Origin of the sequence: Micromonospora sp. NPDC005686 (assembly GCF_042871665.1) — a bacterium.
Lineage (GTDB): Bacteria > Actinomycetota > Actinomycetes > Mycobacteriales > Micromonosporaceae > Micromonospora.
Genome location: NZ_JBIAIY010000006.1, coordinates 267,433 through 292,467, shown reverse-complemented (window position 1 = coordinate 292,467; position 25,035 = coordinate 267,433). Strand labels below are relative to the sequence as shown.

Annotated in this window: 20 protein-coding genes; 7 read left to right on the top strand and 13 right to left on the bottom strand. The window is 74.4% G+C overall.

The window, feature by feature from the left end:
• Positions 1 to 48: 48 nt before the first annotated feature.
• Positions 49 to 1,335 carry an aspartate--tRNA(Asn) ligase gene (gene aspS / locus ACFYON_RS16720; protein ID WP_354869841.1) on the bottom strand — a complete coding sequence of 429 codons (1,287 nt, stop codon included), beginning with the start codon at positions 1,333 to 1,335 and terminating at the stop codon, positions 49 to 51.
• Positions 1,336 to 1,691: 356 nt separating this feature from the next.
• On the opposite strand from aspS, the gene lipA reads away from it, so the two are divergent.
• Together lipA and ACFYON_RS16710 are read left to right on the top strand one after the other, a co-directional pair.
• Complete coding sequence (gene lipA, locus ACFYON_RS16715) at positions 1,692 to 2,738, top strand: lipoyl synthase (RefSeq protein WP_354869839.1); 1,047 nt, start codon at positions 1,692 to 1,694, stop codon at positions 2,736 to 2,738.
• Between the two features lie 60 nt (positions 2,739 to 2,798).
• On the top strand, positions 2,799 to 4,433 hold the full coding sequence (locus tag ACFYON_RS16710; protein ID WP_354869836.1) for a DUF423 domain-containing protein: 1,635 nt from the start codon (positions 2,799 to 2,801) through the stop codon (positions 4,431 to 4,433).
• On the opposite strand, the gene ACFYON_RS16705 is transcribed toward ACFYON_RS16710, so the two are convergent.
• Both ACFYON_RS16705 and ACFYON_RS16700 read right to left on the bottom strand, forming a co-directional pair.
• The gene (locus tag ACFYON_RS16705; protein WP_354869834.1) at positions 4,393 to 7,425 is read right to left on the bottom strand and encodes an AAA family ATPase; all 3,033 of its coding nucleotides are present in this window, start codon (positions 7,423 to 7,425) and stop codon (positions 4,393 to 4,395) included. The two genes, ACFYON_RS16710 and ACFYON_RS16705, sit on opposite strands and share 41 nt — an antisense overlap.
• A complete protein-coding gene (locus ACFYON_RS16700; protein WP_354869832.1) occupies positions 7,422 to 7,592 on the bottom strand; it encodes a hypothetical protein in 171 nt (56 codons plus the stop codon). The genes ACFYON_RS16705 and ACFYON_RS16700 overlap by 4 nt, the downstream gene beginning before the upstream one ends.
• 215 nt (positions 7,593 to 7,807) lie before the next feature.
• Here ACFYON_RS16700 and ACFYON_RS16695 point away from each other — a divergent pair, with 215 nt between their 5' ends.
• Positions 7,808 to 8,497 (top strand): DUF4191 domain-containing protein, encoded by a 690-nt coding sequence (locus tag ACFYON_RS16695; protein ID WP_354869830.1) that lies wholly within the window; start codon positions 7,808 to 7,810, stop codon positions 8,495 to 8,497.
• A gap of 61 nt (positions 8,498 to 8,558) precedes the next feature.
• Here the strand turns inward: ACFYON_RS16695 and ACFYON_RS16690 are convergent, their stop codons facing one another.
• Positions 8,559 to 8,960: an RDD family protein gene (locus ACFYON_RS16690; RefSeq protein WP_387188779.1), complete on the bottom strand. Its 402-nt coding sequence runs from the start codon at positions 8,958 to 8,960 to the stop codon at positions 8,559 to 8,561.
• Between the two features lie 183 nt (positions 8,961 to 9,143).
• Between ACFYON_RS16690 and glnA (ACFYON_RS16685) the strand changes: the two genes are divergently transcribed.
• Positions 9,144 to 10,568, top strand: a complete 1,425-nt coding sequence (gene glnA / locus ACFYON_RS16685) for a type I glutamate--ammonia ligase (protein ID WP_355015301.1) — start codon at positions 9,144 to 9,146, stop codon at positions 10,566 to 10,568.
• A gap of 225 nt (positions 10,569 to 10,793) precedes the next feature.
• On the opposite strand, the gene mptB (ACFYON_RS16680) is transcribed toward glnA (ACFYON_RS16685), so the two are convergent.
• Positions 10,794 to 12,281: a polyprenol phosphomannose-dependent alpha 1,6 mannosyltransferase MptB gene (mptB, locus tag ACFYON_RS16680; protein WP_355015302.1), complete on the bottom strand. Its 1,488-nt coding sequence runs from the start codon at positions 12,279 to 12,281 to the stop codon at positions 10,794 to 10,796.
• Positions 12,282 to 12,292: 11 nt separating this feature from the next.
• On the bottom strand, positions 12,293 to 13,705 hold the full coding sequence (gene mptB, locus ACFYON_RS16675; protein WP_387188780.1) for a polyprenol phosphomannose-dependent alpha 1,6 mannosyltransferase MptB: 1,413 nt from the start codon (positions 13,703 to 13,705) through the stop codon (positions 12,293 to 12,295).
• Between the two features lie 36 nt (positions 13,706 to 13,741).
• On the opposite strand from mptB (ACFYON_RS16675), the gene ACFYON_RS16670 reads away from it, so the two are divergent.
• Complete coding sequence (locus ACFYON_RS16670; RefSeq protein WP_354874778.1) at positions 13,742 to 15,313, top strand: hypothetical protein; 1,572 nt, start codon at positions 13,742 to 13,744, stop codon at positions 15,311 to 15,313.
• Between the two features lie 46 nt (positions 15,314 to 15,359).
• Here ACFYON_RS16670 and ACFYON_RS16665 read toward each other — a convergent pair whose 3' ends face one another.
• Together ACFYON_RS16665 and ACFYON_RS16660 are read right to left on the bottom strand one after the other, a co-directional pair.
• Entirely contained in the window at positions 15,360 to 18,383 is a 3,024-nt protein-coding gene (locus tag ACFYON_RS16665) for a bifunctional [glutamine synthetase] adenylyltransferase/[glutamine synthetase]-adenylyl-L-tyrosine phosphorylase (RefSeq protein WP_354874780.1), read from the bottom strand.
• A 2-nt stretch (positions 18,384 to 18,385) separates the two neighbouring features.
• Positions 18,386 to 19,153: a type 1 glutamine amidotransferase gene (locus tag ACFYON_RS16660; RefSeq protein ID WP_354874782.1), complete on the bottom strand. Its 768-nt coding sequence runs from the start codon at positions 19,151 to 19,153 to the stop codon at positions 18,386 to 18,388.
• Positions 19,154 to 19,266: 113 nt separating this feature from the next.
• On the opposite strand from ACFYON_RS16660, the gene ACFYON_RS16655 reads away from it, so the two are divergent.
• Positions 19,267 to 20,142, top strand: coding sequence for an LD-carboxypeptidase (locus ACFYON_RS16655; RefSeq protein ID WP_387189279.1), 876 nt, complete (start codon positions 19,267 to 19,269; stop codon positions 20,140 to 20,142).
• A 67-nt stretch (positions 20,143 to 20,209) separates the two neighbouring features.
• Here ACFYON_RS16655 and ACFYON_RS16650 read toward each other — a convergent pair whose 3' ends face one another.
• On the bottom strand, positions 20,210 to 21,103 hold the full coding sequence (locus ACFYON_RS16650; RefSeq protein ID WP_354874784.1) for a virginiamycin B lyase: 894 nt from the start codon (positions 21,101 to 21,103) through the stop codon (positions 20,210 to 20,212).
• Positions 21,104 to 21,285: 182 nt separating this feature from the next.
• Between ACFYON_RS16650 and ACFYON_RS16645 the strand changes: the two genes are divergently transcribed.
• Positions 21,286 to 21,783: a hypothetical protein gene (locus ACFYON_RS16645; RefSeq protein WP_354874786.1), complete on the top strand. Its 498-nt coding sequence runs from the start codon at positions 21,286 to 21,288 to the stop codon at positions 21,781 to 21,783.
• 54 nt (positions 21,784 to 21,837) lie between these two features.
• Here ACFYON_RS16645 and ACFYON_RS16640 read toward each other — a convergent pair whose 3' ends face one another.
• From ACFYON_RS16640 to glnA (ACFYON_RS16625), 4 genes are all read right to left on the bottom strand, one after another.
• A complete protein-coding gene (locus ACFYON_RS16640; protein WP_354874788.1) occupies positions 21,838 to 22,200 on the bottom strand; it encodes a VOC family protein in 363 nt (120 codons plus the stop codon).
• A 97-nt stretch (positions 22,201 to 22,297) separates the two neighbouring features.
• Entirely contained in the window at positions 22,298 to 22,990 is a 693-nt protein-coding gene (locus ACFYON_RS16635) for a WYL domain-containing protein (RefSeq protein WP_354874790.1), read from the bottom strand.
• 32 nt (positions 22,991 to 23,022) lie between these two features.
• Positions 23,023 to 23,448 (bottom strand): DUF350 domain-containing protein, encoded by a 426-nt coding sequence (locus ACFYON_RS16630; RefSeq protein ID WP_354874792.1) that lies wholly within the window; start codon positions 23,446 to 23,448, stop codon positions 23,023 to 23,025.
• A gap of 80 nt (positions 23,449 to 23,528) precedes the next feature.
• The gene (glnA, locus tag ACFYON_RS16625) at positions 23,529 to 24,878 is read right to left on the bottom strand and encodes a type I glutamate--ammonia ligase (RefSeq protein WP_354874794.1); all 1,350 of its coding nucleotides are present in this window, start codon (positions 24,876 to 24,878) and stop codon (positions 23,529 to 23,531) included.
• Between the last annotated feature and the right edge of the window lie 157 nt (positions 24,879 to 25,035).

Sequence of the window (25,035 nt, the reverse complement as noted above, 5' to 3'; positions counted from 1 at the left end):
GACGCGACACAGCCTTCCCTCACTCTCCGTGGCTGGCCTCCGCAGCCGTCAGGGCGTGAGGCGGTGCAGGTCGCGCGGGAAGGCGGTCACCTCCCGGACGTTCGCCGCGCCGGTGAGCCGGGCGACGAACCGCTCCAGCCCGATCGCGAAGCCGCCGTGCGGCGGCATGCCGTGCCAGAACGCGTCCACGTACCCGGCGTACGGCTCGACCGGCTCGCCCCGCGCCGCCAGCGCGGCCAGGTAGTCGGCGTGCCGGTGCAGCCGCTGCCCGCCGGTGACCAGCTCCACGCCCCGGAACAGCAGGTCGAAACCGTTCGAGTACACGGGCCGGGCCGGGTCCGGATGGGTGTAGAAGGGACGCTTCGCCATCGGGTACCCGGTGACGAAGAGGAAGTCGCTGCCGTGCTCGCGGAGCGCCCACTCCCCCAGCGCCCGCTCGTGCGCCGGCGCCAGGTCGGGTTCGTCGGCCGGCGCCCCGGCGATCTTCAGCGCATCGGTGAAGTGCACCGCCGGGATCTCGGCCGGCACCGACGGCACCGTCACGCCGATCGTGGCCAGCGCGCCACCGGCCCGGTCGGCGACGGTGTCGACCATGCCGGTCAAGGTGCTCCGCAGCACCGTCATCACGTCCCGGTGGTCGGTTACGAACCCCAGCTCGACGTCGAGCGACGTGTACTGGGCCAGGTGGCGCACCGTGTCGTGCGGCTCGGCGCGGAACACCGGTCCCACCTCGTAGACCCGCTCGAAGACGCCGACCATGAGCTGCTTGTAGAACTGCGGCGACTGGGCCAGGTAGGCGGGCCGCCCGAACCAGTCGAGCGCGAACACGTTCGCCCCGCTCTCGGTGGACGAGGCGACCACCTTCGGCGTGTGCACCTCGACGAAGCCCTGCCCGTCGAGCGTGGCCCGGAAGCCGGCCACGGCCGCCGCTGAGATCCGCAGCGCGGCGGACCGGACCGGGTGCCGCAGCGCGACCGGCGCGTGGTCGAGCTGGGTGGGCAGGGTGGCGGTGAGCGCCGGCCGGTACAGGTCGAACGGGGGCGGGACGGCGGGCGGCCCGAGCGGACGTACCGTCGGCTCGACGACCTCGACCCCGGCGGGCGCGGTGGGGTTCGCGACCACAGTGCCGACGACCTCGACGACCGTCTCCTCGGTGAGCGCCTCGACCTGCTCGCGCACGACGGGCGCGGCGACGACCACCTGGGCGAGCCCGGCGGCGTCCCGGAGGATCAGGAAGGCCACCGACTTGAGCAGCCGGCGACGGTGGACCCAGCCGGCGAGCCGCACTGTGGCACCCACATGGGCGGAAATCTGGTTGGACAGGATGCGTTGCACGACGACTACCTCCTTGACCAATCGCAACGCGATCCCCAGGGAGGTGTGGGCGAGCGGGAACCTCGCGGTGCCACCACACCTTCGCCCCCGACTGCGCGGGAGCCTCGTTCGTCGCCTTTTCACCGGGGCCGGCCGGGCGGGCTCTACTGGGCGCGGGGCGCCGTTCTTCCCACAGCTCGGGAGGGTCTTCGCGGACCGGCGCCAGACCGCCTCACAGCAACCGGCGGCTCTCTGTACTCGCGGATCGGTCCGTTACTCGGCTCCGTCACAGCTCTGCCCGGCACGCTAGCACCGCGCACGCCTCGCTGTGACCGGGTTTTTTCGCCCCTGGTGTCCGGTGTCACAGCGATTCCGGCGTGACGGCCGTCGCCTGCCGTTCATCGACCGGCGCCGACCGGCGTACGCTCGGTTTTGTGACGATCGAGCAATCCGCGCCGACGACTGAGCAGCCAGCGCGCACCGCGGCTGTCGCCCCCGAGGGGCGGCGGATGCTGCGGATCGAGGCGCGCAACGCCGAGACGCCGATCGAGCGCAAGCCGCCGTGGATCAAGGTGAAGGCCAAGATGGGCCCGGAGTACACCCAGTTGCGCGGGCTCGTCTCGCGCGAAGGGCTGCACACGGTGTGCCAGGAGGCCGGCTGCCCCAACATCTACGAGTGCTGGGAGGACCGGGAGGCCACCTTCCTCATCGGTGGTGACCAGTGCACCCGGCGCTGCGACTTCTGCCAGATCGACACCGGCAAGCCGGCCGAGTTCGACGCCGACGAGCCGCGGCGCGTCGCCGAGTCGGTAGCGGCGATGGGCCTGCGGTACGCGACCATCACCGGTGTCGCCCGCGACGACCTGCCCGACGGCGGCGCCTGGCTCTACGCCGAGACGGTCCGGCAGATCCACGCGCTGCAGTCCGGCTGCGGTGTCGAGCTGCTGATCCCCGACTTCAACGCCGTGCCCGAGCAGCTCGCCGAGGTCTTCGGCTCGCGGCCCGAGGTGCTGGCGCACAACGTGGAGACGGTGCCGCGCATCTTCAAGCGGATCCGCCCGGCCTTCCGCTACGAGCGTTCGCTGGACGTGATCCGCCAGGCGCGGGCCGACGGCCTGGTCACCAAGAGCAACCTGATCCTGGGCATGGGCGAGGAGCGCGCCGAGGTGTCCCAGGCGCTGCGCGACCTGCACGAGGCAGGCTGCGAGCTGATCACCATCACGCAGTACCTGCGCCCCTCCCCCCGGCACCACCCGGTGACCCGCTGGGTCAAGCCGGAGGAGTTCGTCGAGCTGCGCGAGGAGGCCGAGGAGATCGGCTTCGCGGGCGTGATGAGCGGTCCGCTGGTCCGCTCGTCGTACCGCGCGGGCCGGCTCTACCAGCAGGCGCTCACCGCCCGCGAGCAGGTCGCCGTCGCCGGCTGAGGCCGGCCGGTCACCGCGTCACCCACCGCCGGCCGCGCGCCGGATGCCATGATCACAGGCATGAGCGCCCGGGTACGCGAGGAGCCACGCGAAGTCGTGCGCCCTCGTACGCCCCGGCGGTTGCCGTCGCCGACGCTGCTCGCGGTGCTCGTCGGGTTCGTCGCTGTGGGCTACCGGCTGGCGTTGCTGTTCACCGACGCGCCGCCCACCAACAGCGACGAGGCGACGATGGGGCTGGCCGCCCTGCACATCGCCCGCGGTGACGGCTTCCCGGTGTGGTTCTACGGCCAGGCGTACATGGGCACGCTGGAGGCGTACCTGGCCGCGCCACTGGTCGCGCTCGCCGGACCGTCGGTGCTCGTGCTGCGGCTGCCCACGCTCGCGCTGTACGCGTTGTTCCTGCTGCTGTCCTGGCGGCTGGCCCGGCGACTCGGCGGTGACCGCTGGTACGCCCTGCTCGTCGTCGCCGTGCTGGCGCTCGGCTCCGACCGGGTGGTGAAGAACCAGCTCATCGCCGGTGGCGGCTACCCGGAGCTGAACCCGGCCGGCGCCGCGCTGGCGCTGCTGACGGTCGGGCTCTGCGTGACCGGGGTAGGCGCGCGGCTGCCCCGCTGGGCGGCCTGGGGACTGATGTCCGGGGTGCTGCTCTGGGTGGACCCGCTGATCCTGCCGTACGTGCTGACGCTCGGCGCGCTGCTCGTGGCGTGGCGGTGGCGGGAACTGGCCGGCCGGGCCGGGCTGGTGCTGGCCGGCGCGCTGCTGCTGGGCACGGCCCCGATGCTCGCCGACAGCATCCGGCACGGCCGCAACCCGGTGACGGCGGTGCTGGCCGCGGGTGGCACCGGCACGCCCGCGGACTGGGCGGACCGGCTGCACGGCGCGCTGGTCCTCGGGCCGCCACTGGCGATGGGCTTCTGCTCACCCGGCCGGTGCGCCACCTGGCAGCTCTGGTGGGCCGTCGCGTTCCCGGTGCTGCTGGTGCTCGCCGCGCTCGCCGCGTGGCACACGCTCCGTCGTGCTCCCGGCGGTCCGCGCTCGGTGGAGCGGGTGTCGGCCGGGGTGCGGCTGGCGCTGCTCGGCGGCGCGGCGGGGATCCTCGCCGCGTACGCGGTGAGCAACGCGGCCGGGCAGACGCCGATCGAGAGCAGCCGCTACCTGTCGTGCCTGGCGGTCGCCGTCCCCGCCCTGCTCTGGCCCCTGTGGCAGGCCGCCCGCCCGCTCGCCGCCCGCCGGCTGACCCACCGCGCTGACCGACGGCGCGGGATGGCCCGGGTGGCGGGGGCCGGGGCGCTGGCGGTGCTCGCGGGCGTGCTCGGCACCGGCGCGGCGGCCACCGTGGACGTGGTCCGCACCGCGCCCGACGTGCACGCCGAGGCCGACCGGCATCGGTCGCTCGTGGACACGCTGGGCGCGCTCGACGTCCGGCACGTACGCGGCGGCTACTGGACGTGCAACCGGCTCACCTACGCGACGGGCGAGAACGTGCTCTGTGCCGTGGTCGACGACGACCTGAGCCCCGGTTTCGACCGGCTGCCCGCGTACCGGCGGGAAGTGGCGGCCGACCCGGACGCGGCGTGGGTGGCGCCGGCCGGCTCGCCGCTGGCCACGCGGCTGGACCACCGCGTCGGCGCCGCACCGGGCACGCTCGACGTGGTCACCGTGCCCGGCTGGCGGATCTACCTGCCTCGCCGCTGAGCAGGCCGAGGCGGTGGGCCAGCGCGGCGGCCTCCACCCGGTTGGTCACGTCGAGCTTGGCGATGATCCGGGACACGTGCACGCTCGCCGTCTTCGGCGAGATGAACAGCCGCTCGGCGATCCGGCTGTTGCTGTGCCCCTCGGCGACCAGCCGCAGCACCTCCTGCTCCCGGCTGGTCAGCAGGTCCGGACCCGGTCGCCCGGTGCCGCGCAGCCCGACCCGGCGGGCCAGCGTCGCCGCCTGCTCGCGCAGCGGGGTGGCGCCCAGCCGGGCGGCCAGCTCGGCCGTCTCCCGGACCGTGGCGGCCACCTCGTCGCGCTCGCCCGCCGCCGCTGCCACCTCGCCCAGCCCGAGCAGCGCCCGGCCCAGCGGGTACGGCTGCCCGGCGGTACGCCACGCCGCCACCGCAGCCCGCCACCTGGTGAGCGCGTCGGCGGGACCGGAGGGCGCCGTACCGCCGAGGATCGCGGCGACGTGGGCGGCGTGGGCGTGCTCGGCCGGGTGCCGGGCGGGCAGCGCGGCGGCCACCGCCGACACCTCGGCGGCGAGCGTCGCGTCCCCGGTCAGCGCGGCGACACGCGCCACCGCGTTGAGCACCGGCCAGCCCTCGCGGGGCAGGTCCGCCAGGTGCGCGTCGGCCAGGGCGGCGCGCGCCGCGCGTACCGCCTCCGGCTTGTCGTCGGCGGCGAGCGCGGCCTCCACACGCAGCTCGTGCAGCGGCAGCCGGTGGTTCGGCCAGAGGTACGGCCGGCCCAGGAACGCCAGCGCCCGCCCGACGACCTCGTCGGCGGCGGGATGGGCGCGGGCCAGGTGGAGCCCGGCGCGCAGTTGCAGCCAGTGCAGCCCGGAGACGCCGGGCGGGTCGATCCGGGCCGCCTCGGCGCAGGTGGCGTCCGCCTCGTCCCAGCGGCCCAGCGCGATCAGCGCCTCGGCCCGGTTCGACAGCAGGTACGCCCCGATCGAGCGGCTGATGCCGACCCGGCGCGCCTCGCTCACCCCGGCCGCGGCGGCCTGTTCCGACTCGTCGTAGCGGCCCAGTTCGTAGAGCACGTCGGAGAGGAAGACCAGCGCGCTGACCAGGGCCCACGAGTCACCGGCAGCGCGGGCCCGCGCCTCGACCCGGCGCAGCTCCGCCAGCCCGCGCTCCGGGGTGCCGTCGAGGCGGTGCAGCAGGGCGATCCGGGTGGGCAGCAGCACCAGGTCGGTGCCGACCTCGGACGCGCCGGCCGCGGCCTCGGCGGCGACCGAGGCGGCCTCGCGCGGGTCGACCTTCATCAGGTGCGACGCGATGTCGGCGAGCACGCCGAACCGTTCCGGGCCGTCGGGGGCGGCGGCCGCCAGCCGGTACGCCTCGCGCAGCTCGGTCGCGCCGTCACTCTTGCCGAGCAGCGCGAACAGCCGGCCCCGGTGGTCGAGCAGGCGGGCGGCGCGCAGCGGTTCGGCGTCGGAGTCGACCTCGGCCAGCGCGGCCCGGGTGAGCGTGAGCGCCCGGCTGAGGTCACCGGCGGTGACCGCCGCGGTCAGCGTGTCCTCCAGCAGGCGCAGGTGGTCCATGCCGAGCCGGTCGGCGGCGTCCGGCACCTGCTCCCACAGTTCGAGGACGCGCTCCAGCAGGCGGCTCTGCTCGGCGTACGCGTACCGTTCTTCCGCCGCCTCGGCGGCGACCCGGGCGGCGGTGAGCGCGCGAGGGTGGTCGTGCGCCGCGTACCAGTGGTGGGCGATCTCGGCCGGCGCGCGACCGGCGGCGACCAGGTGCGGTTGGGCCTCGATCGCGGCGGCGTAGCGGGCGTGCAGCCGCGCGTGCTCGCCGGGCAGCAGGTCGTCGTGCACCGCCTCGCGGACCAGCGCGTGCCGGAACTCGTAGTCGCCGTCCGGGTCGGCCACCACGAGCTGCCCGGCGACGGCGGCGCGCAGCGCGTCCTCCAGTTCGGCTTCGGGCAGGCCGGCCACCTCGGCGAGGAGCTGGTGAGCGAAGCGGGTGCCCCCGGCGGCGGCGATCCGCAGCACCCGCTGGGCCGGCTCGGGCAGCCGGTCGACGCGCGCCAGCAGCAGATCGCGCAACGTCTCCGGGATGGCCGCGCAGCCGACCGGGCCACCGGCGGCGGCCAGCTCCTCGATGAAGAACGGGTTCCCCTGGGTGCGTTCGTGCACGTCGTCCACGGTCCGGGCGTACTGCTCGACGCCCAGCAGGTCGGCCAGTACGGCGGCGGTGCCGTCCCGGTCGAGGCGGCCCAGGTCGATCCGGTCCACGCCGCGGACCCGGTCCAGTTCGGCGAGGAACGGCCGCAGCGGGTGCCCCCGGTGCAGCTCGTCGGTGCGGTACGTGCAGACGACCAGCAGGCGGGTGGCGCGGGCGGCCCGCACCAGGAAGCCGATCAGATCGCGGGTGGACCGGTCGGCCCAGTGCAGGTCCTCGATCACCAGCACCAGCGGGCGTTCCTCGGCGAGCCGTCGGAACAGCTCGGCGACCAGGTCGAACAGGTAGCCGCGCGGGGTGTCGGCGAGGGCCGGTCCGGCGGGCGCGGCGACGGCCGCCGGCATCCGGGCCAGTTCCGGCAGCAGCCGGGCGAACTCCGCCTCGTAGCCGGCGAAGGCGGCCGGCCCGTCGTGGCGCAGCACGTCGCGCAGCGCGGCGGCGAACGGGGCGAACGGCAGGCCGGCCTCGCCCAGTTCCAGGCACTGGCCGACCAGCAGCCGCGCGCCGGCCGCGTCCACCTGGGTGCCGAACTCCTCCAGCAGCCGGGTCTTGCCGACGCCCGCCTCGCCCCCGACGAGCACCGTCGTCGGCTCGCCGGACCGGGACCGGGCCAGCGCGTCGCCGAGCGCGGCCAGCTCGGGCCGGCGGCCGACGAGGACGGTGCTGGCGGCGCGTACGGTCACGTCGTCGAGCATGCCACGGCCCTCCGACGGCCCGACCGGCCCGATCGGGCCGTGCGACGTCGCCGGTCCGGCCGCGCCCACGAACCCGGTCACGGCCGCCGGTGCGGTCACCGGCGGGCGTCGGTGGTGCGGGCGTGGTGCTGGCGGCGGCCGAGCCATCCGCGCGGGTGCCGGCGCGGCAGCGACCGGGCGAGCCGGTCCTGGGCGGCGTCGGCCTGCAACTCGGCGGCGTGGCTGCGGTGGATGCTGAGGATGAGGTCTGCGTCGTTGCCGAACATCTCGAATCTCCCTGTCGTGCGGTGTCGTTCCCTGTCGAGATCGACTCTCCGCGCGAAGGTGCCCCCGGTGCATGGGTACGCCGCCTGATCTTCGCCCGCCCGGCCTCCTTACCGGCGGGCCGATTCGGGCCGCCGCGGCGGTAAGGTACTCAGCCCTCGGCGCAGGGGGCGGCCACGGATCAACGGGGTGCGCGCCGACCACTAGACTCTGCGGTATGGCAAAGCCCCAGGAGAAGGTCTCGTTCGGCCAGCGGCTGAAGCAGATCGGGATGGTGTTCCGGTTCACCGCCAAGCAGGACAAGTGGTTCGCGCCGCTGACGGCGGCGGCGGTGCTGATCCCGCTCGCGCTCACCGTGGTCGCGGTGATCGCCTGGGGCTGGATCTGGTTGCCGATCGGCATCCTGCTCGCCCTGCTGGCCGTGCTGATCGTGCTCAACCTGCGCTCGAACAAGGCGATGATGAACGCCGCCGAGGGGCAGCCGGGCGCGGCGGCGCAGATCATGGAGAGCATGCGTGGCGACTGGCGGGTCACCCCGGCGGTCAGCTCCACCACCCAGATGGACATGGTGCACCTGGTGGTGGGCCGGCAGGGCGTGATCCTGCTGGCCGAGGGCAACCCGCAGCGCGTACGCGGCCTGCTCGGCCAGGAGAAGCGCCGCCTGGCGAAGGTGATCGGCACCGCTCCCCTGCACGACTACGTGATCGGTCAGGGCGAGGGTGAGCTGCCGGTCCGCAAGCTGCGGATGACGCTGATGCGGCTGCCCCGCGCCCTGTCCCCGAAGGACGTCAACGCGCTCGACAAGCGGCTCAAGGCGCTGACCGCGCGACCGCAGATGCCCAAGGGCGCGGTCCCGAAGAACATGCGGCCGGCGCGCGGCGCGTTCCGGCAGACCCGGGGTCGCTGACGTCCGGCGTACGCGCCAAGGAGCCGGTCCCCGTGCGGGGCCGGCTCCTTCGTCGTGCGGGTCAGCGGCGCGGGGCGTCGGTGACGACCGACCCGGCGAGCCGGTCGTGCAGGCCGCGCCGGTGCTCGTCCATGAGCAGGGCCGGCACGACCAGGGCCAGCAGGAAGCCGCGCAGCAGTCCCCGGAGCACCCCGATCCGGCCGCCGTCGGCCCAGGAGACGCAGCGCAGCCGGGTCAGGTACATGCCGGGGGTCTGGGCGAACAGGCCGATGAAGAAGCCGTACTCCAGGATCAGCACCAGGACCGGCGGCCAGCCGTCGCGGACCGGGTCGGAGAAGGCCCGGGCGACCATCAGGCACAGCACCCAGTCGATGATCAGGGCGCCGAAGCGGCGGCCGAGGCTGGGCGGGGTGAAGGCGGGGTCGGTGGCGGGCGGCACCCGTGTGGCGGCGGTATCGGTCACAGCGGCCAGGGTAACGCCGCCTCGACCGTCGACGAAAATTCCGACATTCCGCACCAGAGAGCGCTAGGATGACGCTCCGCAAGCGACGTAACACGGCGGAAACAGACGGGACACGGCAGGGCAACCCCTCGGCCATAGCGTCGCCAGTAGTTAGCTACCGGAGTGAACCTGCCAGGAGGACGTGTGTTCGCCAATTCCGAGGAACTCCTGCGATACCTCGCCAACGAGGACGTGAAGTTCGTCGACGTACGTTTCTGTGACCTGCCCGGCGTGATGCAGCACTTCAACCTGCCGGTCGAGTCGTTCGACGACAGCGTGTTCACCGACGGCCTCGCCTTCGACGGCTCCTCGATCCGCGGGTTCCAGGCCATCCACGAGTCCGACATGCTGCTGCTGCCGGACGTCGCCACCGCGTTCATCGACCCGTTCCGGGCGCAGAAGACCCTCGCGCTGAACTTCTTCATCCACGACCCGTTCACCCGCGAGGCCTACTCCCGCGACCCCCGCAACGTCGCCAAGAAGGCCGAGGCCTACCTCGCCGCCAGCGGCATCGCGGACACCGCGTACTTCGGCGCCGAGGCGGAGTTCTACATCTTCGACTCCATCCGCCACGAGACCTCCGCGCACCAGTCGTTCTACTACATCGACTCGATCGAGGGCGCCTGGAACAGCGGCCGGATCGAAGAGGGCGGCAACCGCGGCTACAAGACCGCCTACAAGGGCGGCTACTTCCCCGTGCCGCCGGTCGACCACTACGCCGACCTGCGCGACCGGATCGTGCGTCGCCTCGTCGACGGCGGCTTCACCGTCGAGCGCTCGCACCACGAGGTCGGCACCGCCGGCCAGTCGGAGATCAACTACAAGTTCTCCACGCTGCTGCACGCCGCCGACCAGCTCCAGATGTTCAAGTACATCGTCAAGAACGAGACCTGGGCCGCCGGCAAGACCGCGACGTTCATGCCCAAGCCGCTGTTCGGCGACAACGGCTCCGGCATGCACACCCACCAGAGCCTCTGGCGCGGCGGCGAACCGCTGTTCTACGACGAGACCGGCTACGCCGGCCTGTCCGACACCGCCCGCTGGTACATCGGCGGCCTGCTGCACCACGCCCCCTCGCTGCTGGCCTTCACCAACCCCACGGTGAACTCCTACCGTCGTCTGGTGGCCGGCTTCGAGGCCCCGGTCAACCTGGTCTACTCCCAGCGCAACCGCTCCGCCTGCACCCGCATCCCGGTCACCGGCAGCAACCCCAAGGCCAAGCGCGTCGAGTTCCGGGTGCCGGACCCGTCCAGCAACCCGTACCTGGCCTTCTCGGCCATGATGATGGCCGGTCTCGACGGCATCAAGAACAAGATCGAACCGCCGGCGCCGATCGACAAGGACCTCTACGACCTCCCGCCGGAGGAGTGGGGCGACGTCAAGCAGGTGCCCGGTTCGCTGCCGGAGGTGCTCAACGCGCTCGAGGCCGACCACGACTACCTGCTCGACGGCGGCGTGTTCACGCCCGACCTGATCTCCACCTGGGTCGACTGGAAGCGGGCCAACGAGGTCGACCCGGTGCGTCTGCGCCCGACCCCGCACGAGTTCGCGATGTACTTCGACTGCTGAGCACGCTCGTCAGCACCGGGGGGGGGGGGGGGGGGGGGGGGGGGGGGGGGGGGCCGGGGCGGGGGGGCGGGCGGCGGGGGCGGGGGCGGGGGCGCCCCCCCCCCCGCGCCGCCGCCGCCCCCCCCCCCCCCCCCCCCCCGCCCCCCCCCCCCCCCCCCCCCCGCCCCCCCCCCCCCCCCCCCCCCCCCCCCCCCCCCCCCCCCCCCCCCCCCCCCCCCCGGCCGTTCATCCAGCGCGGCGGCGCAGCGCGGCCCGGACGCCGATCACCCCGACGACCGCCACCAGCACGGTCATCAGCACCGCGCCCGGCGCCTTGGTGAACCGGGCCAGGTTGGAGCCGTCCGGCAGGGTGAGCAGCGCGGCGACCGCGCAGGGCGCCACGAACCAGGCCTCCCGGGCAAGTGGCACCGCCGCCACCGCGAGCAACGCCAGCGGCCAGATCGCGTACCAGGGGTGGAAGACCGGCGCGAGCAGCACCGTGGCGGCGAGCGCCAGTCCCGCGCCGAGCAGCGCCACCCGGTGCCGGGCCGTCGTCAGCCGGGCCACCCGCTGCCGGGCGTCGTCGAGCCGGCGCAGCGCCGTCCACGCCCACCACCAGAGCGCGATCAGCGTCCCCGCCAGCAGCGCCAGCGCGACGGTCCGGACCACCGGCACCGCCGCCGGCCGCTGCCCGGCCAGCTCGCCGGCGTAGTCGATCACGAACCCGACGGCCGTGGGCGGGGAGGTCCACTGCTGCGAGTCGCCGCTGTGGCCGAGCCCTCCGACCCAGCCCAGCCCGAGGCCGGTGGCGAGCGAGAGGACGAGCAGCGTGCCGAGCACCGACGCGGCCAGTTGTCCGCCGCCGCGCAGCAGCGCGCGCCAGGTGTAGCGGCCGTGCACCACGGCGAGCGCCGCGAACGGCAGCGCCACGACCGCTACCGCCTTCACCGCCACGGCCAGGCCCAGCAGCATGCCGGCCACCAGCAGCGCGCGCGGCCTGCCCGGCAGGCGGACCAGCACCAGCAGGCCGAGCAGCAGCAGCCCGAGCGCGAGCGCGTCGTTGTGCGCGCCCGCGATCAGGTGGATCCCGACGAGCGGGCAGGCGAGCACCAGCCAGGCGGCCCGGCGGGTGGGCACCCCGGCGGCGCGGGCCAGGCCGGGCAGGCACAGCGCGGCCAGCAGCACCCCGGCCACCGCGACCAGCCGCAGCGCGACGATCGTCCCGATCAGGCCGCCACCGGCCAGGACTGCGAGCCCGGCCAGCAGCACGAAGAACGGCCCGTACGGCGCCGGGGTGTCCCGCCAGATCGGCGACACCGAACCGGTCCACGGGCAGCCGGCCGCCGCCACCCCCACCCGGTACGGGCTGAGCCCTTGCGTCCACGTCCAGCCCTGGCAGGCGTACGAGTAGACGTCGCGGCTGCCCAGCGGCGGCGCGGCGAGCAGCGGCAGCGACCAGAGCCCGGCGGTCACGTACGCCCACCGGCCGGACGGCGTGCCCCACCGCAGCGACCACCAGGCGCCGACCAGCAGCAGCGTCCCGGCCAGCCAGCAGCCGAGCGTCACCGGTCCGTGCGGGGATGCCCAGATCGCGGCGAGCGTGGCGCGCGAGGGCGTGCCGGGCAGCGCGCCGCCGAGCCACCCGGCGACGGTGAGCAGCACCGCCCCGGCGAGACCGGCGTGGCGGGCGAGACCGGCGGCGACCGGCCGGACGGGTCCGTCGGGCTCGCTCACCGGCACACTCCTCAGTCCACGGGAACCGGCTGCCGACCCTTGCGAGCCGACCGTACCAACCACACGACCAGCCCGATCACGAACAGGGTCATCAGCGGCGCACCGGGCATCTTGGAGTACCGGGCCAGACCGGTGCCGTCGGCCAGCACCAGGAACGCCGACACCACCGTGACGATCGAGAACCACAGGGTGCGACGGGCGGTGGCGGCGAGCACCGCCAGCGGCCACAGCCAGTACCAGGGGTGGAACAGCGGGGACAGCGCGACGGTGGCGGTCAGCGCCAGGCCGGCGTGCCAGAACGGCTCACCGCGACGGAACGACCGGAACCAGAGCCAGATCAGCACGGCGACCAGCACCACCATGCCGATCGCCCGGGTCACCGGCAACGCGTCGACGTGCACCCCGAACGGCACCAGCAGGTAGCCGACGGTCTGCCCGACCGCCGTCGGCGGCGAGGTCCAGGCCACCACCAGCCCGCCCTGTTCGAGCCCGCTGACGAACCCCAGGCCCAGGCCGGAGACGACTGTCACCGCGGCGAGCGCCGCGAGCGAGCCGCCGACCACCCACCCGCCGTCACGCACGAGCGTCCTGATCCGGTACGCCCCGACGATCGCGGCGAGCGCGGCGAACGGCATCACCACCAGCGCAGTGATCTTGACGGCGGCGGCCAGTCCGAGCAGCACCCCACCGGCGAGCAGCGGTCCGGGCCGGCCCGGTCGGGCCGCCACCACTGCCAGTCCGGCCACGAGCAGGCCGATCATCAGCGCGTCGTTGTGCGCGCCGGAGACCAGGTGCACGGGCACCAGCGGGCTCGCCAGCGCCAGCCAGAGCGCCCGCTGCGGCGGCACCCCGCAGCGGCGGGCCAGCACCGGCACGGCCCACGCGGTCAGCGCCACCCCGGCCACGGCGAGCACCCGGAACAGCGCGACGGCGCCGAGCAGCGAGCCGGTGGCCTCCACCACCGCGCCGGCGAGCAGCACGAACAGCGGCCCGTACGGCGCCGGAGTGTCCCGCCAGATGTAGGAGATGGTGTCCAGCCAGGGGCAGGGCAGCGCTGACACGCCCTGGTCGTAGGGGTTGATCCCGGCCGAGAAGCTGGCGCCCTGGCACGCGTACGCGTACACGTCGCGGCTGCCCAGTGGCGGCGCGACGAGCATCGGCAGCAGCCACAGCGCCACGGTGACCAGCACCCAGCGCGACGACGGCACCCGGTCCCGCAGCGACCACCAGGCCCACGCCAGCAGCCCGGTGCCGACCAGCCACAACCCGATGGTCAGCGGCCCGTTCGGGCCCTGCCAGATGCTGACCGGGGTGGGACGCAACTCGCCGTCGGGCAGGGCGCCGCCGAGGAACGCGGCCACGGCGAGCAGCACCGAACCCGCCAGGCCGATCCAACGCGAGAGGTGGTGAGACACGCCCGACATGCTGCCAGTACGGTGGTTCGCGATCAGGAGGTGGGCATGCGGGGCGGTCGTGTGGTGGCGGTCTCCACCGTGTCCGCGCTCGTCCTCGCCGTGCTCCACCTCATCCTGCCGGCCACCGGCTCGGACCTGTCCGCGCAGGTCGCCCGCGCCGGCTTCTTCGCCGACCACGGGGCCGCCCTGGTCGATCTGCGCTGGTACGGCGGCGTGCACCCGTGGGGCTACAGCCTCGTCTCGCCGCCGCTGATGGCGCTGCTCGGGGTACGCCTGACCGGCGCGCTCGCCCTGCTCGCCTCCGCGACCGCGTTCGCCGCCCTGCTGGTGCGGACCCGGGTGCCCCGCCCACTGCTGGGCAGCCTGGTCGGCGTGGCGACGATCGCCGGCAACCTGGTCTCCGGCCGGGTCACCTACGCCCTCGGCGTCGCGTTCGGCCTGGCCGCGCTGCTCGCGCTCACCGTCCCCGCCCGCCGCGCCCGGCCGGTCGCCGCCGTTGCCGCCGCGCTGCTCGCCTCGGCGGCCAGCCCGGTGGCCGGGCTGTTCGTCGGGCTCGCCGGTGCCGCGCTGCTGCTGACCCGCCGGTACGCCGACGGCCTGCTGCTCGCCGTACCGGCCGCCGTGCCGCTCGCCGTCACCGGGCTGCTGTTCGGCGAGGGCGGCTGGATGAACATCAGCACGGCCGACACCGTGCACGCCGTGGTGACGAGCCTGGTGGTGGCGGCGCTCGTGGCGTACCGGCCGGCGCGGGTGGGCGCGCTGCTGTCCGCGGCCGGGGTGCTGGCGTCGGCGCTGCTGCACACGCCGGTCGGGCTGAACGCCACCCGCCTGGTGGTGATGTTCGCGCTGCCGGTGCTGGCCGCCGCCGCGACGCTCCCCGCCCCGCTCTCCGATCGGCTGCGCGTCGCCGGTCGGCGCTCCCGGGTCATCGGCGCAGCCGGGCTCGCCGCGCTGCTCGCCGTGGTCTGCTGGTGGCAGCCGCCGGTGGTCACCGCGGACCTGCGCAGCGCCGACGACCCGACGGCCGACCCGGCGTACTTCGCGCCGCTGCGCGCGGAACTGGGCCGGCGTGGACTCACCGGGCGGGTGGAGGTGCCGCCGACCCGCAACTACTGGGAGGCGGCCCACATGGGGGACGTGCCGCTGGCCCGGGGCTGGCTACGCCAGGCCGACATCGACCGCAACCCGCTGTTCTTCACCACTGTGCCGGGGGCGTCCGGCACCGGCGTTCCGCTGACCCCGATCACGTATCGGGACTGGCTGGCCGACAACGCGGTGCAGTACGTCGCGGTGCCGGCCGCCGAGTTGTCCTGGGTGGGGTCGTCGGAGGCGAAGCTGGTGGAGATGGGCCAGCCCTACCTGACCGAGGTCTGGTCGGACCGGCACTGGAAGCTGTACGCGGTCGCCGAGCCCACCCCGCTCGTCGGCGCACCGGGTGAGCTGGTCCGCCAGGACGGCGCCTCGATCACGTTCCGCGCCCCCGCCGCCGGCCCGATCCCGATCCGGGTACGCCACACCCGATGGCTCACCGCGACGGGCGGCGCCACAGTCACCCGAGACGGCACGTGGACCACCGTGACGGTCCCCCGAGAAGGCACCTACACCCTCACAAGCTGACACACCTGGAGCCAGTGCCGTCCCCCGGGCCGTCCCGCTCCGACGGTTAGAGGGAGGACTCCAGGATTCGCTGGACGACTGTGCGGGAGTGGCGGCCGGTGCGCAGGTACTCGTCGAGGAACTCGCCCTGGTCCTCCCGGCCCAGCAACCGCACCACCCCGGCCAGTTCCACCCCGTGCCGGGGCAACTGGTCCCCGGCCCGGCCGCGTACCAGCATCAGTGCGTCCCTCACCTCGGCGGCAAGCGTCCAACCGGCGGCCAGTTCGGCGGCGTCGGTGGGGTCGAGCAGGCCGGCGTCGCGGGCGGCGGTGAGGGCGTCGAGCGTACGGGTGCCGCGCAGGGCGGGCACCTGACCGGCGTACCGGAGCTGGAGCAACTGCACCGCCCACTCGACGTCGGCCAGCCCGCCCCGGCCCAGCTTGGTGTGGGTGGCCGGGTCGGCGCCGCGGGGCAGCCGCTCGGTCTCCACCCGCGCCTTGATCCGCCGGATCTCGATGACCTGCTCGCGGGTCAGCCCGTCGGCCGGGTAGCGCACCGGCTCGATCATCGCCTCGAACTCGGCGCCCAGGTCGGCGTCACCGCAGACGTACCGGGCGCGCAGCAGCGCCTGCGCCTCCCACACCCGGGACCAGCGCGCGTAGTACTGCGCGTACGCGGCCAGGCTGCGGACCAGCGGACCCTGCCGGCCCTCGGGCCGCAGGTCGGCGTCGACGCCCAGCGGCGGGTCGGGGGCGGGCGCGGACAGCAGCCGGCGCAGTTCCTCGGCGATGGCGTGCGCGGCGGCGCTCGCCGCGCTCTCCTCCACTCCGGGCGGCGGGTCGTAGACGAACAGCACGTCGGCGTCGGACAGGTAGTTCGACTCGTACCCGCCGAGCCGGCCCATGCCGATCAGCGCGAAGCGCAGGCCGGGCGGCCCGGGGTGGACGGTACGGACGGCGCGCAGCGCGGCGGCCAGCGTGGCGTCGGCGACGTGCGACAACGCGGTGCCGACCGCCGTCACGTCCACCACTGTGGGCCGGCGTTCCCCGCCGCCGACCGGGCGGGGGTTGAGCGGGGCGAGCGAACCGGCGCGGCTGAGCACGTCGGCGGCGGCGATCCGGACCAGCTCCCGGCGGCGTAGCGCGCGGACCGCCCGGATCGCCTCGACCGGGTCGTCGTGCCGGGCGGCGGCGGCGGCGAAGCCGTCGACGAGGGTCTCCCGTGGACGCGGGGTCAGTTCGCTGTCCTCGGCGAGCAGCCGCAGCGCCTCCGGTTCGCGGGCCAGCATGTCGGCCGCGTACCTGGAGGACGACAGCACCCGGGCCAGCCGGCGGGCCACCGGGCCGGAGTCGCGCAGCAGGCGCAGGTACCACGGAGTGCTGCCGAGCTTGTCGGACACCTGCCGGTAGTTGAGCAGACCGCGGTCCGGTTCGGGGGCGTCGGCGAACTCGTCGAGCAGCACCGGCAGCAGGGTGCGCTGGATGGCCGCGGTACGGCTGACCCCGCCGGTGAGCGCCTGGATGTGTCGCAGCGCGCCGGCCGGGTCGGCGAAGCCGAGCACCTCCAGCCGGTGCCGGGCCGCCTCGGGCGTGAGGCGCAGCCCTTCGGCCGGCACCCGGGCCACGGATTCCAGCAGCGGCCGGTAGAGCAGTTTGGCGTGCAGCCGGCGTACCTCGGTGGCGTGGGTGACCCACTCGGCGCGGAACTCCTCGACGGCGCTGCGGCCCGGCCTGGCCAGGTAGCCGAGCGCGGCGGCGAGCCAGCGCAGCGCGGCCGGTTCGGTCGGCACGGTGTGGGTACGCCGCAGGGCCTGGAGCTGGAGCCGGTGCTCGATGGCGCGCAGGAAGCGGTAGCCGCGCAGCAGCGCCTCCCCGTCGGCGCGGCCCACGTAGCCGCCCGCGACGAGCGCGCGCAGCGCCGGCACGGTGCCGGGCACCCGCAGCGACTCGTCGCCCCGGCCGTGCACGAGCTGGAGCAGCTGGACGGCGAACTCGATGTCGCGCAGCCCGCCCGGACCGCGCTTGATCTCGCGTTCCAGCTCCTTGGGCGGCACGTTGTCGAGGATCTTGCGGCGCATGGACCGGATGTCCTCCACCGCCTCCGGGCGTTCGGCGGCGGTCCACACGAGCGGAGCCAGCGCGTCGGTCCACTCCTTGGCCAGTTCCAGGTCGCCCGCCGCCGGGCGGGCCTTGAGCAGCGCCTGGAACTCCCAGGTACGGGCCCAGCGCTTGTAGTAGGCGAGGTGGCTGGCGAGCGTACGCACCAGCGGACCCCGGTTGCCCTCCGGCCGCAGCGCCGCGTCGACCGGCCAGGCCACCAGCCCGCAGATCTGGATGAGCCGGGTGGCGACCTGGGTCGCGGCGGGCAGGTCGTCGTCGGCCGCGGCGACGAAGATGACGTCGACGTCGGAGACGTAGTTCAGCTCGTCGCCACCGCACTTGCCCATCGCCACCACCGCGAGCCGAGGGCGCGGCGTGCCCTCCGGCAGCTCGTCGGCGGCGATGTCGTAGGCGGCGGCCAGCGTCGCGTCGGCCAGCCCGGACAGCGCCGCCATGGTCTGTTCCAGGCCGCGCCCACCGGTCAGGTCGGCCGCCGCGATCCGCAGCAACGCCAGCCGGTACGCCTGCCGCAGCAGCGGGACCGATCCGGTCATCGCGGTGAGCCGGGCGGCGACGCTCAGGTCGAGCCGGCCGTCCGCGGCGGGGGCGAGCCCGTCCGGCTCGGTCGCCAGCACCGCCCACTGCCCGGGGTTGGCGACCAGGTGGTCGCCGAGCGCGGAGGAGGCGCCGAGCACCGCGATCAGCCGGCGGCGCAGCCCGGCGTCGGCGGCCAGGGCATCGCGTACGGCCGCCTCGTCGCCGGAGCGCCGCTCGGACTCGACCAGCCGGTGCAACTGGCGCAGGGCCAGGTCCGGGTCGGCGGCACGGGACAGCGCGGCGAGCAGTTCGGCGGCGCGCTCGTCGGGGGGTTCCTGGGTGTCGGGCCGCCACAGGGCGAGCCCTTCCGGGCCGAGCAGGTTCTCCGCTCGGCTGGCCCCGTCACCCTCGGCGAATCCGTAGCGGGCCAGGCGCCCGCGGACCGGCCGGGTCACCGTCAGGCCCCCAGCAGCGGCAGGCTGCGGCGGGGGTTGTCGTCGCCGAGTTCGCCGAGTGCGAGCGCGGCGAACCGGATCGCGAACGGCTGCCACGCCTCCTCGACGTCGGCCATCACCCGGTCGCAGGCGGCCACCACCAGCTCCGGGTCGTAGCCCAGCTCGGCCAGCACCGCCGAGTCGCGGGACCACTCGGCGATCATCGCGGTGTCGCACTCGATGTGGAACTGCAACCCCCAGGCCCGGTCGCCGAGGCGGAACGCCTGGTGCGGGTAGCGGGTGGACGCGGCGAGCAGCGTCGCGCCGTGCGGCAGCTCGGTGATCTCGTCGGCGTGCCACTGGAGCACGTCGGGCATCAACGGCACGTACCGGAACAGGGGATCGTTCTCGGCGGCGTCGCGCCGCCCGACGAGCGCCGGCCCGACCTCGGGGCCGGACGGGCTGCGCTCGACCCGGCCGGCGTGCGCGGTGGCGAGCAGTTGCGCGCCGAGGCAGACGGCGAGCGTGGGCACGCGCTGGCGGACCGCTTTGCGCAGCAGCCCTTCCAGCGCCGGGAACCAGGGTGCGCCGGGTGCGCCGTCGGGCCCCGGGTATGGCTGCTGGTCGCCGCCGAGCACCACGAGCGCGGCGTACCCCTCCAGGTCGGCGGGGAGCGCGTCACCGGCGTGCGGACGCAGCACGCGCAGCTCAAGGCCCCCTTCGGTGAGCCACTCCCCCAGGCGGCGGAGGTCGTCGGTCGGGTCGTTCTCGATCACCAGCGCGGTCGCCACGACGTCGAGGCTAGCCGGTGCGCCCGACAGCGGCCGGTCCGGCAGGCCCTAGGCTCGCGATCGTGCCTGACGACTGCGTACGCCCACCGGCCCTGCGTCCCGGCGACGCGGTGATGCTGGTGTCCCCGTCCGGGCCGACCCGTCCCGAGCGGGTGGCCCGCGGCATCGAGCTGCTCACCGGCTGGGGGCTGCGGCCGGTGCCCGCGCCGAACGCGTACGCCCGGCGGGGTTATCTGGCCGGCGACGACGCGCTGCGGGCCGCGGACCTGAACGCGGCGTTCGCCGACCCGGAGATCCGCGGGGTGATCTGTACCCGGGGCGGCTACGGCGCGCAGCGGGTGGTCGACCTGATCGACATGGCGGCGGTACGCCGGGATCCGAAGGTGGTGGCCGGGTTCTCCGACATCACCGCGTTGCAGTTCGCGCTCTGGCGGGGCGCCCGGCTGGCCGGGGTGCACGGGCCGGGTGCGGCGTGGCGCGACGAGCGCACGCCGATCCGCTCGGCGGAGTCGCTGCACGCCGCGCTGACGAGCACCGAGCCGGTGACGGTGGCGGCGGTCGAGGCGGAGGAGACGTACCGGGTGCGGGTGCCCGGGCGGGCCGAGGGCCGGCTGATCGGCGGCAACCTGTGCCTGATCACCGCGTCGATCGGCACGCCGGACATGCCGGACCTGACCGGGGCGATCCTGCTGGTCGAGGAGGTGCAGGAGCCGCCTTACAAGATCGATCGGATGCTCACCCACCTGCGCCGCTGCGGCGCGCTGGACGGGATCGCCGGGGTGGCGGTGGGTCAGTTCACCGAGTGCGCGGACGGCTGGGACACCACTGTCGTGGACGTGCTCACCGATCGCCTCGGCGACCTCGGCGTCCCGCTCCTCGGCGGCCTCCCCGTCGGCCACGGCCCCGGCCAGCTGACCGTCCCGGTGAACACCCCCGCCGTCCTGGACGCCACCGACGGCACCCTCACGGTGACGTCCGCCGTCTGCTGACGCCGAGGCCCGGCGATCATGAGGTTGGCGGCACTCTGGAGATCCACAACTGCCGCCAACCTCATGATCAACCCTGAACCGGCGTGAGGTGGGCCACGCCGCCGGTCTCCAGGGCCACCCAGACCGTGCGGTCGGGGGTCACCGTGAGGCCGTGAGGCTCGGAGTCGGGAGTGGGCAGGTCGTGGGCGGTGATGCGGCCGTCGGGGTCGATGTGGCCGATGCGGTTGGCGGCCCACTCGGTGAACCAGCACCCGCCCGCCGGGTCCGCGACGATCGCGTGCGGGCGGGCCGTCCGGTCCGGCAGCGGGAACTCGACGATCCGCCCGTCCGGCGCGATCCGCCCGAGCTGCCCGGCGAGGATCTCCACGAACCAGAGCGCGCCGTCGCCGCCCCGGGTGATGCCGACCGGCCCGGCCGCCTCGGTGGGCAGCGGATGAACGGTCGCCTTCCCGTCCAGGCCGACCCGGGCGATCGCGTTGGCCTGGTTGAGCGTGAGCCAGAGCGCGTCGTCCGGCCCGGCCGCGAGCATCGACGGGAAGCCCTTCGTCACCGGCAGCGGGAAGGAGGTCACCTCACCGCCGACTGTCACCCGGCCGACCGTGTCGTCGTTCATGCCGGCGTACCAGAGCGCGCCGTCCGCGCCCACCGCCAGCCCGCCCGGGCCGCAGCCGGGCGGCAGCGCCACCGAGCCGGTCTCGCCGTCGACGGTGATCCGGCCGAGCCGGTCGTCGCCCGAGCGGGTGTACCAGAGCGCCCCGTCGGGACCGGCGACGATGATCAGCGGCCGGCTGTCCGGCGGGTCGTCGCGGTAGGCGCGTACCTCACCGTCGAGGCCGAGCCGGGCGACGCCGCCGGAACCGGCCAGCGTCAGCCAGAGCGCGCCGTCGGGCCCGACCGTGATCGAGTACGGCCCGGAGCCCGGCCCGGTGAGCGGAATCTCGCTGATGGCGGGCTGTGTCATCGAGAAGGCCTTTCGTCGGGTTTGGCCCAGCCTTGCGGGTACCCCGGCGACGCGGCAACACGAGTAATTCGAGCCTTCCGGGCGTGATTGCCAGCTCGCTGACAGGTTCGCCACGGGTCGCCCTCAGTTCCGGCAGCCACTGTCGGTGACGTCATCGCACCACCACCGAACAGGAGAATCGCATGATCCGCACGATGTCGAAGAAGCACCTGCTGGCCGGCCTGGCCACCGCCGGAGTGCTCGGCGTCGGGATCGCCGCCCCGACGGTGGCCCTCGCCGACGACAAGAGCCCGAAGCCGTCCTCGAGCGCCAGCACCACCGACCAGGGTGACGACCGCCGCCAGAAGCACGCCGACCGGCAGGCCGAGTTCGCCGAGGCGCTCGCCACGGAGCTGGGCGTCCCGACCGACAAGGTCACCGCGGCGCTGGAGAAGCTGCACGAGCAGCGCCAGGGCGACCGCCCGGAGCGGCCGGAGCGGCCCTCGACCGAGGACCGGCAGGCCGCGCTGAAGGAGCGGCTGAACCAGGCCGTCGAGGACGGCAAGCTGACCCGGGAGCAGGCCGACGCGGTGCTCAAGGCCGCCGAGGCCGGCGTGTTCCCGGGCGGTCCCGGCCACGACGGCAAGGGCGGCCCGCGGGGCGGACACGACAAGGGCGGCCCGGCCGGCATCGGGTCGTAGCCGAGACGTACACCGGTGGCGGCCACCTCGTCGGTGGCCGCCACCGTGCCTCGCTCAGCCCTCGGCCGGCGGGCTGAAGACCCCGAACAGGTTGCCCGACGGGTCACGCAGCGTGGCACGCACCAGTCCGGCCGGCGTGGTCACCGGCGCCGTCAGTACGGCGCCGCCGGCCTTCTCGGCCCGGCGGCAGGTCTCCGCCACGTCGTCCACCTGGGCGTAGAAGGTCGCGTAGTTGCCGTCGTCAGTGCCCCGGATCGCGCCGCCGATCCCCCGCTCACCGCCGGCCGTCGTCTGCCGGTACGACCCACCCGGGCCGCCCTGCTCGAAACTCCAGCCGAACATCTCGACGTAGAACCGCTGCGCCTCGTCGGGGCGGTCGGAGCCGATCTCGAACCAGGTCACGGGCGTACTGGACATGCTTCCTCCTGGGATTCGCGCCGGCGGTCGGCCGACGTCGTCAGGATTCAGCGTGATACCGGGCCACGACAGCGTCCTGTCGGTGTTTCCACCCGGATCAGACCAGGGTGAGCGGACGCACCCGGTCGACCGGCACATCGAGATCGCCGGGACGCAGCTCCCGGGTCACCGGCTCGGCCAGCGGACGCACCGACACGATCCGGTCGGTGCGGAAGCAGCGCAGACCGTCGCGCAGCCGGCACCAGGCGACGAGGTACCAGTGCACCGAGTTGCCCAGGTAGGCCAGCGGCTCCACGTCGCGCAGCGAATCCGTGCCGCCACGGTCGGCGTACCGCAGGCGCAGCACCCGCCCGGCGGCGACCGCGTCGGCGACGGCGGCCGGGACGGGCGTGCCCGGCCCGTCGCCGACCAGGTGGACCCGGCCGGCGAGCCGGTGCGCCTCGGCCACCGCGGCGGGCGGCATCACCGCGACCAGCTTGCGCAGCGCGGCCCCGGCCGCCGGGGCGAACGGGGAACCGCCGAGCCGGTGCAGCGCGACGGCCATCGCCACCGCCTCGGCCGCTGTCAGGTTGACCGGCGGGAGCGTGCGCGCCCGGTCGACCACGTAGCCGCCGGAGCGGCCCGGCTCGGCCCAGATCGGCACCCCGGCACCCTGCAAGGCGGAGATGTCGCGCTCGACGGTGCGGGTGCTCACCTCGAAGCGGCGGGCCAGCCAGCTCGCGCTGCGCGGGCGCGGCGAGACCGCCCGCAGCTCCTCGACCAGGGCGTAGAGGCGATCGGTACGGTTCACCCCCGGACGCTAACCCGGGGGTACGACACCGCTCAGGCGATGCAGGCGCAGACGATCAGCGCGGCGCCGAAGTGGGTGGCGGCGCTGACCCGGGCCGCCGGGTGCGGCTCGTCGGCGGCGATGACGTCACCCAGCCTGCCGGGGGTGAGCAGGTCCAGCACCAGGAACGCGAGCGCCATCACCAGCAGGCCGACCAGCCCGAAGACCACAGTGGACGCGAGCCCCTTGGCGAACGAGCTGTAGCTGGTCAGGATGGCGGTGAAGACGATGCCGGCGATGCCGAGCTGGTTGGCGGCGAGCAGCAGCGCCGCGTTGCCGTTGCGGCGTACCCAGATCAGCTCCCGCAGCTTGCCCGGGGTGAGCAGGTCGACGAGCAGGAACCCGGCGGCCATCAGCGCCACCCCGACGATCCCGAACACGATGCTCTGCCACGCCCCGTCGAGCAGATCTCCCAGCACCAACGCCTCCCCGGCTCACGCCGCCCGGCGGGGGTGCCGGTGCGGTGCCGCAGACGATAGCGGCACCGCGCCACAACGATCTAGAGCGAGAGGTAGCGCTGCCGCTCGTACGGGGTGACCTCGCGGCGGTACTGCTCCCACTCGGAGCGCTTGTTGCGCAGGAAGAAGTCGAACACGTGCTCGCCGAGCACCTCGGCCACCAGCTCGGACTCGGCCATCACGTCGATCGCCTCGGACAGGTTCTCCGGCAGCGTCTCGTAGCCCATGGCCCGGCGCTCGGCGCTGCTCAGCGACCAGACGTCGTCCTCGGCGCCGGGGGGCAGCTCGTAGCCCTCCTCGATGCCCTTGAGGCCGGCGCCGAGCATCACCGCGAACGCGAGGTAGGGGTTGGTCGCGGAGTCCAGCGAGCGGACCTCGACCCGGGCCGAGTTCGGCTTGCCGTACGCGGGCACCCGCACCAGCGCGGACCGGTTCAGGTGGCCCCAGCAGACGTACGCGGGGCTCTCGGTGATCCGGTCCGGCAGCGCCTGCGGGAACAGCCGCTTGTACGAGTTGACCCACTGGTTGGTGACCGCGGTGTACTCCCGGGCGTGGGTGAGCAGCCCGGCGATGAACGACTTCGCGACCTTCGAGAGCTTCATCGGGTCGCCGGCGTCGTGGAACGCGTTGCGCTCCCCCTCGAACAGCGACAGGTGCGTGTGCATGCCGCTGCCCGGCTGGTCGGTGAACGGCTTCGGCATGAAGCTGGCCTGCACGCCGGTGGAGAGCGCGACCTCCTTCACCACGTGCCGGAACGTCATGATGTTGTCGGCGGTGGTGAGCGCGTCGGCGTAGCGCAGGTCGATCTCCTGCTGGCCGGGGGCGACCTCGTGGTGGCTGTACTCCACCGAGATGCCGATGCGCTCCAGCGCCAGCACGCCCTGGCGGCGGAAGTCCCGCGCGACGGCGTGCGTGGTGTGCTCGAAGTAGCCGCCGGTGTCCACCGGGATGGGCACCGAGCCGTCCTGCGGACCGTTCTCCAGCAGGAAGAACTCGATCTCCGGGTGGGTGTAGAAGGTGAAGCCCTTGTCGGCCGCCCGGGACAGCATCCGGCGCAGCACGTGCCGCGGGTCGGCCCAGGACGGGCTGCCGTCGGGCAGCATGATGTCGCAGAACATCCGGGCGCTCTCGCCGCTGACCCCGCCCTCGAACGGGAAGACCTGGAACGTCGTCGGGTCCGGCATGGCGACCATGTCCGACTCGAAGACCCGGGCGAAACCCTCGATCGCCGAACCGTCGAAGCCGATGCCCTCCTCGAAGGCGGCTTCCAGCTCCGCCGGGGCCACCGAGACGCTCTTGAGCGTGCCGAGCACATCGGTGAACCACAGCCGGACGAAACGGATGTCCCGCTCTTCCAGCGTGCGGAGGACGAACTCCTGCTGACGGTCCACTTCCACCCCTCGTGACACGTACGTCCGCACCGGTCGGGCCGGCTCGGCCTGACCGCCCAGTCTCCACCGGGCTCGTTACGCCGACGTTACGCCCTCCCCGGCCGGCCGTCCCGCCGTGTCCGGTCGGCTGGGACGCGCGCTGCGCCGCCCGGCCACC